This is a genomic window from Curtobacterium sp. ISL-83 (assembly GCF_018613895.1).
In the GTDB taxonomy this organism is placed as follows: domain Bacteria; phylum Actinomycetota; class Actinomycetes; order Actinomycetales; family Microbacteriaceae; genus Curtobacterium.
This window is the reverse complement of the sequence record NZ_JAGGPH010000028.1, coordinates 1-7,299: the sequence shown is the minus strand read 5'-3', so window position 1 is coordinate 7,299 and position 7,299 is coordinate 1. Positions and strand designations below refer to the sequence as shown.

At 65.3% G+C, this 7,299-nt stretch carries 9 protein-coding genes; 5 read left to right on the top strand and 4 right to left on the bottom strand.

Annotation, left to right across the window (positions count from 1 at the left end):
- Positions 1-90: 90 nt before the first annotated feature.
- Positions 91-465 (bottom strand): hypothetical protein, encoded by a 375-nt coding sequence (locus tag J7E22_RS16990; protein ID WP_214983025.1) that lies wholly within the window; start codon positions 463-465, stop codon positions 91-93.
- Between the two features lie 185 nt (positions 466-650).
- On the opposite strand from J7E22_RS16990, the gene J7E22_RS16985 reads away from it, so the two are divergent.
- Positions 651-1,325, top strand: a complete 675-nt coding sequence (locus J7E22_RS16985; RefSeq protein WP_214983024.1) for a tyrosine-protein phosphatase — start codon at positions 651-653, stop codon at positions 1,323-1,325.
- 59 nt (positions 1,326-1,384) lie between these two features.
- Here the strand turns inward: J7E22_RS16985 and J7E22_RS16980 are convergent, their stop codons facing one another.
- A complete protein-coding gene (locus J7E22_RS16980; protein ID WP_214983023.1) occupies positions 1,385-1,891 on the bottom strand; it encodes a GNAT family N-acetyltransferase in 507 nt (168 codons plus the stop codon).
- Between the two features lie 56 nt (positions 1,892-1,947).
- On the opposite strand from J7E22_RS16980, the gene J7E22_RS16975 reads away from it, so the two are divergent.
- From J7E22_RS16975 to J7E22_RS16965, 3 genes are all read left to right on the top strand, one after another.
- Positions 1,948-3,110 (top strand): IS3 family transposase gene (locus tag J7E22_RS16975; protein ID WP_374193289.1). Its coding sequence is split into 2 segments (ribosomal slippage): positions 1,948-2,230 and positions 2,230-3,110, totalling 1,164 coding nucleotides; the frame shifts between segments, so codons are not numbered across the junction.
- Positions 3,111-3,250: 140 nt separating this feature from the next.
- Entirely contained in the window at positions 3,251-3,640 is a 390-nt protein-coding gene (locus tag J7E22_RS16970; protein ID WP_214983021.1) for a tautomerase family protein, read from the top strand.
- Positions 3,641-3,751: 111 nt separating this feature from the next.
- The gene (locus tag J7E22_RS16965; protein WP_214983020.1) at positions 3,752-4,333 is read left to right on the top strand and encodes a GNAT family N-acetyltransferase; all 582 of its coding nucleotides are present in this window, start codon (positions 3,752-3,754) and stop codon (positions 4,331-4,333) included.
- Positions 4,334-4,407: 74 nt separating this feature from the next.
- On the opposite strand, the gene J7E22_RS16960 is transcribed toward J7E22_RS16965, so the two are convergent.
- Positions 4,408-5,070, bottom strand: a complete 663-nt coding sequence (locus tag J7E22_RS16960; protein WP_214983019.1) for a hypothetical protein — start codon at positions 5,068-5,070, stop codon at positions 4,408-4,410.
- Positions 5,071-5,301: 231 nt separating this feature from the next.
- Between J7E22_RS16960 and J7E22_RS16955 the strand changes: the two genes are divergently transcribed.
- Positions 5,302-5,850: a dTDP-4-dehydrorhamnose 3,5-epimerase family protein gene (locus J7E22_RS16955; protein ID WP_214983018.1), complete on the top strand. Its 549-nt coding sequence runs from the start codon at positions 5,302-5,304 to the stop codon at positions 5,848-5,850.
- A 66-nt stretch (positions 5,851-5,916) separates the two neighbouring features.
- Here the strand turns inward: J7E22_RS16955 and J7E22_RS16950 are convergent.
- On the bottom strand, positions 5,917-7,299 hold a 1,383-nt coding region (locus J7E22_RS16950), incomplete at its 5' end, for an MFS transporter (RefSeq protein ID WP_214983017.1).

Genomic DNA, 7,299 nt, shown 5'->3' with positions numbered 1-7,299 from the left:
TGGTGCTGATCGGTAGAGCTTCGTTGCTTGTGTAGCGGGGTGCCGAGGTCGTCCAGCGCGGAGCGCACCTATTGGTAAGGACTCGCGTACTTAGCTCAGGACACGGAGCGTGAGGCTCACCTCGATGAGCATGACCACTTGCATTGGCACGGTCGCGAGCAGGACCCAGGCGAGTACCTGGCGCGGGCCGCGGACCGCGAGGAGCACGCACGCAGCCACACCGCACAGCAGGTCGAGCAGGGGGTATCCGAGCAGGGCCGGCACCTCGACTGCCGGGACAGTCGCGCAGTACACCTCACACGAGTCGGGGGTCGTGCCGAGGTTGTGCAGATCGATGAGGAACGCAGCGTGAGCCAACACCAGGAGGAGCACCGCTGAGGCTGTCATCACCGAGCCGCGCACGCGACGTCGCGGCGGAACGGGTGACGTCCACACGATCGGCGTCGGCTCCGCGTGGGTCACCATGCTCGAATCGTAGCGGCGCCGCGCTGCGGAAGCGCGGTCGAGGACGGACGCCAGATCAGCGCGTCGAGTCCGGGCGGCCGTCCGGCACATCCTCCCCCGCGGCCCCGTGAGCGTTCCGGTAGAGGATCGTCTACCGGACAGCGTCACCGCTGGGAGGTGAGGCGCAAGCGTTAGCCTGCGCAGTCATGGGACGTTCAAACTTTCGCCCTGTCCTCGGCCACGAGCACTGGCAGGGCACGCCTCGTTTCTTCCGATCCAACACACCACCCAGTGCCGCCCCCGGGGACTACCCGCTTCCAGACGCGGGAGTGACCGTGATCGATCTCCGCACGCCGACCGAGACAAAGCGAAACCCTCACGCGCTTCGAGCCTCGCCGGGGTACCAGAACCTTCCCCTGCACTCCGAGGAACACAGCCGACCGACGCTCCCCGAATACGATCTCGATGAGCTGTACCGATTCTGGCTCGCTCAAAACAGCTCCAACGTCGCAGCGATCCTCCAGGCATGCGCGGAACCGTCAGCCGCCACACTCGTGTGCTGCTCCGCAGGGAAGGACCGAACGGGCATAGTGGTCGCGATCCTGTCCCGGTTGTGGGGCGCCTCAGACAACGAGCTCGCACACGACTACCACCTCAGTGGCGAGAACATGCAGACCGCGTTCGAAGCTGAGCTTCGAGAGTCGTCAAACCCCAGCCAAACGCAACGCATGATCAGCGCCGATCCGGCCGCGCTTCTACAGGTCGTCCACGATTTGGAATCGACCCACGGTGACATCGCCGGCTATCTGCTCACCCTCGGCCTGACTCACGATCAGGTGAGTGCCCTGCAAGCGGTTGCGAGCCCGTCCCAACCCAACTGACCGACCTGTTGACCGACTCTTACCCAGTCGAGCGTCCGGATGACGATCGGCCACCGGGCTCACTGGAATGGGAGCGAGGCTGTGATTGGTTTGGGGTCGGTTGCGAGGCGTGCGTGCGTCTCCACGTCGAAGCGCTCAGCGCCGTAGTGCAGCTTCTGACGCTCTAAGCCTTCCGCCGCGAATCCTGCCGCTGAGGCAACTCGGCACGACGCGGGGTTGTTCACTCGATGCCCGAGCTCGAGCCGGAAAAGGCCCGCGTCGAACGCCCACTCTGCGACCGCCTGCAGCCCATGCTTTGCATAGCCACGGCCCCGGACTCCTTCGGCCAGCCAGTAGTACGCCCACGCAGTCCCGTGTCGCATCTCAATCGCGGAGAGTCCCACGTTTCCAACGGCGACACCGTCTTCGATGACCGCCCAGTTCTTCCTCCGGTCGTCGAACGCGAGAAACGTGTCGATGTAGTCGGCGGCTTGCGCTTCGTTCATCAGGTCCACGCCGGAGAACTGTGTGTCCAGATCCGTACTCGACCATCGGGCGGTCAGCAGCGCCGGCGGGGACTGCTGCATGTTCGGTTGACTCCTGAGAGGTAGGGGCATGGGCTCCTGCTGGAAGGATGTGCGCCATGGTGAAGGCGTATCCGGAAGAGTTCCGCCGCGATGTGATCGCGGTCGCCCGGAAGGGCGAGACGTCGGTGCGGCAGGTCGCGAAGGACTTCGGCGTGTCCGAGTCCTGTCTGGCCCGTTGGCTGCGGCTCGCGGACCGCGACGACGGGATCGGTTCCGTCGCGCTGCCCTCGGCGAAAGCGGTCGAGCAGGCCGAGCTGCGGGAAGCGCAGAAACGGATCCGGCTGCTCGAGCAGGAGAACGAGATCCTCCGCCGAGCGGCTGCGTACTTCGCCCAGTCGCAACTCCCAAAATGATCTACCCGCTGGTCCTCGAACTTGCCGCCGATCGGATCCCGGTCGCGGTGGCCTGCCGGGTGTTGGGCTTCTCGAAGCAAGCGTTCTACCGATGGCGCGCCAGTCCGGTGTCCCGCCGTGACTGGGATGACGCTCACCTGACCAACGCCGCTATCGACGCGCACCGCGACGACCCGACGTTTGGGTACCGATTCATCGCTGACGACCTAACTGCTGCCGGCCATCGCGCATCGGAGCGGCGGGTCTGGCGGTTGTGCTCGCAGCAGCGGCTCTGGTCGCTGCATGCGAAGAAGCGAGGCCTGAATCGGAAGGCGGGGCCGCCGGTGCACGACGACCGGGTCCGGCGGGCGTTCACAGCACCGGATCTCGACAAGCTGTGGCTGACCGACATCACCGAGCACCCGACCGGTGAGGGCAAGCTCTACCTCTGCGCCGTGAAAGACGCGTGCTCACGCCGCATCGTCGGCTATTCGATCAGCGACCGAATGCGGTCCTCGCTCGCCGTCGCGGCCCTGCAAATGGCGGTGCATCGCCGGAACCCGGCCGGGACTGTCGTGCACTCGGACCGAGGTAGCCAGTTCCGGTCGAAGAAGTTCGTCCGCGCGCTGAACGATGCCGGACTGCTCGGATCAATGGGGAGGGTCGGAGCGTGCGCGGACAACGCGGCGATGGAATCGTTCTTCGCCCTGCTGCAGAAGAACGTCCTGAACCGGAAACGATGGGCGACCCGGGACGAGCTCCGACTGGCGATCATCACCTGGATCGAGGGCACGTACCACCGGAAACGGCACCAGCGAGGTCTGGGAAAGTTGACCCCGATCGAGTACGAGACCATCATCAACCCACGGGTCGCCCTCGCGGCCTAAACGAACGAGCCAACCAAACCTGCAGCAGTCCCGCGCATCATCGGTTGACCAAGGTCGCAGGTAGACAGGCACGGTTCATTCTCGCAAAGGGATCGTCTACCGAGACGGGCTTCGGGCCCGGTCTTGGGTAGGGTCTCGCCATGGCACAGGTGATCGTCTACGGGCAGCGAGCCTCCTTGGACGTGCACCGCGTCGCACTTTCCGACGCGATCCACGGCGCGGTGATGGCGGCGCTCGACTACCCGCCCGAGAAGCGCTTCCACCGGTTCGTCGGCCTCGATCCGGCGGGCTTCATCTACCCCGAGGATCGCGGCGACGAGTACACGATCATCGAGATCTCGATGTTCGAGGGCAGGAGCGCTGCGGCGAAGCGAGCACTGGTCAGCGAGCTCTACGCGCGAATCGAGTCAAAAGTCGGGATCGCGCCGCACAGCGTGGAGATCACCATCACCGAGACACCGAAGGTGAACTGGGGCATCCGGGGCGACAACGCCGAAGACCTCGCGCTCGGTTACAAGGTCGACGTGTAACACGGCCGGGTTCACCCGTTCGAGGATCGTCATCCGGGACAGTGTGGCGCGGATCGGAGCTGTCAGGTGGTAGGGCGCCAGCTTGAGGGACGGTCGTGAAAGAGTCGGTGCATGACGTGGACCGGGACCGCTGACGCACAACGCTATGGATCGACGCTGTTCGAAGGGGAACGGGTCCGGTTCCGCGCGCTCGAGGATGTCGACCTCCCTGACCTGGTCCGTTGGTGGCGCGAGCCGGAGTGGGCGGTGCTCCAACAGATGATCGTGCGCCCGCGGCCAGCCGAACCGGTGGCCGAGATGTTCCGCAACTGGAGCACGAACGAACGCAGCGGTGACGTCGGATTCAGTGTCGTTGACCGCGTCTCAGGCCAGCTTGTCGGCCACGCGACGCTCTTCGGCGCGACGCTTCCCGTCCGGGCTGCGACGTTGGCAGTGATGGTCGGCAGCGAACACGTCGATCGCGGTTACGGCACCGATGCCGTCCGGTTGCTGACGGAGTACGGCTTTCGAGAGATGGGGCTGAACCGCATCGAGATCCAGGTGCACGCGTTCAATGAACGGGCACGAGCCGTTTACGGCAAGGTCGGCTACCGGGAAGAAGGAGTGCGCCGCGAAGCCACGTTCCACGACGGCCACTTCCACGACGAGGTGATCATGTCTGCACTCGCACGCGACTGGCCCACCAACTCCTGAGGAACCCGTTCCATCGGCGGACAGGAGTACTTCTACCCGACGCTTGGCGCGGAGCCATCCCGGTAGGGGATCGGCTACTGGACGGTATGAAGGACTTCGACCCTCATCGAGTCCTTCGACGACCGATACCGCACGAGCGCGACGGTGGCTTCCGCCATGTCGCCGAACTGGGTGTGCCTGTGTCGCTGAACATATTCGGCCGCGAACGGCTCGGGTACTGCTTCCCGGTGAACGCTGATGGAGATGTGAGCGGTGTCGCGGATGAACGCCGTCGGCGGAGCGACCCCGTCGTGCAGATCCGCCGCAGTCTTGCGCATCTGTCGCCGGATCGGTGCGAGGCTGTCGTCGTCGAAGCCCTGCACGAAGAGGCCGGCAGGTGAGCCGCCGAGCCCGACCAACCGGACTTGAACGTCAAGCAGTCCGCGGGCACGCTCGACCGCGTCGACGTAGTGATCGATCGTCGTCTGCGCGACCTCGGCACGGTAGGGCTCCAGGCTCGTGACCGTCAGGTGCAGGTCGGCGCCGTTGTAGATGTGGTGCGTGCCCTCGTAGAGACTGCGGAGGTCGGCGGCGGCCGCGGCCACCGCGTCAGCAGTGTGAGTCGGCGGAAGCAGGACAAGGCTGAGCCCCCAGCGCCGGTCACCGTCGACGGGTGAGTGATCGACTCCGAGGCTGCCCTCCTTGAGAGACCGATGCGCCTCGTCCCAGAGAACGTCGTACTTCGCGACGGTTGCCATCCGTCCACGCTAGCGACCCAGGACCATGCGGACGATCGCACCGGTAGGGGATCGTCTACCGAACATGCAGAGTCGGGTGGTTCGACCTGAGCAATATTCCGCTCCCACGAACGTTGGATGCACCTCGTCAGCTGCACGATGACGTGTGCGCTCGGAGCCTGGCAACGCGCAGATCCTCGTCGCACGTCCAAGGCTTGTGGCCGGGTGTCCTTTCGGAGCTACGTTGGGTTGATGGTTGCGACGACGCAAGTACACGGCCGTACGACGGCAATCCCGGGCCTTCACGTCTTCTCAGTGAGCAAGGTGGGTGATGACCGTGGCTGGTTCCAGGAGAAGTTTCATCGCGCGAAGCTTCTCGACGCCGGCCTCCCGGAAAGCTTCAGAGTTGTGCAAACGAGCGTCGCGTTCAACAAGCGCGGTTCCACTCGCGGTTTCCACGCCGAACCGTGGGCCAAGTACATCTCCCTCGTCGACGGTTCCGCTTTCGGCGCGTACCTCGATGTGCGGGCCGGAGCCACCTTCGGGTCGGTAGTCACCGTCGAGCTCACCGACGAAACCGCGGTGTACGTGCCTGCCGGTGTTGCCAACTCTTACCAATGCCTGACCGACCTCCACTACCTCTATAGCGTGGACGAGCACTGGTCCGCGGCGGCGTACGAATCAGCAACCTTCGTCAACCTTGCCGACCCGGACGCTGCCGTCGAATGGCCGATTCCCCTCGAGGAAGCTCTGTTGTCCGACCGTGACCGCAGTCATCCGATGCTCGCCAAACTCCCGTAGGCGGATGCCGTCCGTGCAGGAGGAGGGCGCGGCTGGACGCACGATGGGCTGTGCCGGTCGGCCGCGTCATCGATGTTTCACCCCGGCGAAGCCCGCTACGACGGCAGCAGCCAGGAACGGGAGCGCCGTGAACGCCAGCACAAACCCGAGCGGGAGCGGGACAGCGCCGGCGACCGCACTCCCCGCCGCCGTCGAGAGCAGCGTGAGACTAATTCGTGTGCCCGATGCTCGTCCGATCGCTTTGGGAGCCACAGCAGCCTCCGTCATGCTCGACAACAAGACCGCGGACGGTCCAGCAGTGATCCCGATCAGGAGGAACGCTCCAGTGAGCAGCCACACACTCGGCGACGCGATCGCCGCCACGATGAAGGCGACGCTGCTGGCCGTCAACGCGACCACGAGTTGCACACGGGCGGACAACCGAGCATGAACCAATCCGAAACCCAGGGAACTGAGCACCTCGCCCGCTGCGAGTGCCGCGAGCAGGATCCCAGCGACGGCGACTGATCCGTTCACGTGCGCAGCTCGTGGCGCGATGACGACGAGGACCCCGCCCGGAGCCCCCGTCAACGCAGCGATGAGCAGGATCCGCCCGAGGCCGCCTGCCGGGACCCGTCTCGCCGACTCGCTCGGGCGGGCGCCGCCGTCCCCGTGCGCCGAGTCGTCACTCCGGAACGATGCCCACAGGTAGATCCCGACTCCGAGCAGCGCCATCACACTCCCGGCCACCAACGGCGTTGTTGAGGCCTTTGGGTGGAACAGGGACGAGACGAGCAGCGGCCCAAGGACGATCCCTCCCTGGAAACAGGCTCCCAGAAGGGCGTAGCCGGCAACGCGAGTCGGCGCATCGAACGAGGACCGCGCCAGCCACGAACGAGCCGCCGTCGTGATCTCGGGCAGGAACACACCGGACAACACGACCGCGGACAGGAACAACGTCGAGGAGGCGCCCGAATTGCCGAATGCGATGAAGAGCGTCACGGTTCCCACGAACAGGACCGCTGTGACGGACGACGTCCGACGAGCGCCGAACCGGTCGATCGCCCACCCCTGCACGATCAGCCCAACTGCGTTCCCACCCGAGAACCCCGCTGCCGCGAGACCAGCGGCACCGAATGATCCAGTCCAACTCTGAACTGCGAGGACGAGCCCCACTGGAAGCATTCCCAACGGCAACGAACCGACGAACACCGCGGCGAATATCCCCGGGGAACCCCCACCCTTCAGAAGCCCCGCATAGCCCCCATCACCGTGAGCCGCGTTCCGCATCTCACTTCCCATCACACCCCCTCCAAGAGGCGACGCCACCGCAGACCAAACCCAACAGTGTCGTCGCGGTTCCGAGCGCCAAAGCGAGCGCGAAGAGGATGTGCGCGCACGCTGGACCCATGAACGAAGGCTACCCACCGAGATGTCTCGGTAGCCGGTCGGCGGTTTCAAGGGGTCGTT

Excerpts from the sequence above, each read along its gene's own strand:
- J7E22_RS16990 (WP_214983025.1), bottom strand. The coding sequence starts at position 465 with ATGGTGACCCACGCGGAGCCGACGCCGATCGTGTGGACGTCACCCGTT.
- J7E22_RS16985 (WP_214983024.1), top strand. The coding sequence starts at position 651 with ATGGGACGTTCAAACTTTCGCCCTGTCCTCGGCCACGAGCACTGGCAG.
- J7E22_RS16980 (WP_214983023.1), bottom strand. The coding sequence starts at position 1,891 with ATGCAGCAGTCCCCGCCGGCGCTGCTGACCGCCCGATGGTCGAGTACG.
- J7E22_RS16970 (WP_214983021.1), top strand. The coding sequence starts at position 3,251 with ATGGCACAGGTGATCGTCTACGGGCAGCGAGCCTCCTTGGACGTGCAC.
- J7E22_RS16965 (WP_214983020.1), top strand. The coding sequence starts at position 3,752 with ATGACGTGGACCGGGACCGCTGACGCACAACGCTATGGATCGACGCTG.
- J7E22_RS16960 (WP_214983019.1), bottom strand. The coding sequence starts at position 5,070 with ATGGCAACCGTCGCGAAGTACGACGTTCTCTGGGACGAGGCGCATCGG.
- J7E22_RS16955 (WP_214983018.1), top strand. The coding sequence starts at position 5,302 with ATGGTTGCGACGACGCAAGTACACGGCCGTACGACGGCAATCCCGGGC.